Source organism: Mycobacterium sp. ZZG, from assembly GCF_054786995.1.
In genome coordinates, this window is the sequence record NZ_JBTBFV010000204.1 from 1 (window position 1) to 554 (window position 554).

The window sequence follows — 554 nt, forward strand, 5'->3', positions numbered from 1 at the left end:
ACTACGCGATCAAGTCGCCCAGCTGCACGGTCAACTCCGCACCGCCCGACTTACTGCCACAAAGACAACGTCCACAACGTGAACGCCCTGATGAACGCACCGCCCCAGACACCCGGCCGAAGATAACATTGGTTTCCTCGAGCTCACGGTTCTTGCGTTTGAGCTCACGCAACTCCCGTGCGGCGTCGGTGGGCACCCCGTCACGCTGGCCGGTGTCGACCTCGGCCTGGTTGACCCACCGGCGCAGCGATTCGTAGGACACCCCCAACCGCTTGGCCACCGCGGTGATGCAGGCCGTGCGGGTGTCGTACTCCTCGGCATGGTCGGCAACTAACCGCACCGCCCGGGCCTTGAACTCGTCGTCGTACTTCCTCGGCATGATGCAAACAACCTTCCCTCGAAAGAAGGTGTGCATCAAACCCGGGGTGGTTCTATCCGAAGGCGGTGCGGATGCGTTGCCAGGCGGCCGCGATCTGCGATGCCCACCGCCAGGTGACATCGATACGTAGTCGCAGTTGGCGTGCGCCGCGGGTGACACGGGCCGCGACGTGCAG

Annotated in this window: 1 protein-coding gene; it reads right to left on the reverse strand. The window is 64.1% G+C overall.

The window, feature by feature from the left end; genetic code table 11:
- Window position 1: 1 nt before the first annotated feature.
- Complete coding sequence (locus ACXMYJ_RS29365; RefSeq protein ID WP_460359583.1) at window positions 2–379, reverse strand: transposase; 378 nt, start codon at window positions 377–379, stop codon at window positions 2–4.
- Window positions 380–554: the final 175 nt, after the last annotated feature.

Bases quoted from the DNA above. Each gene is read 5' to 3' on its own strand.
- ACXMYJ_RS29365 (WP_460359583.1), bottom strand. From the start codon at position 379: ATGCCGAGGAAGTACGACGACGAGTTCAAGGCCCGGGCGGTGCGGTTA.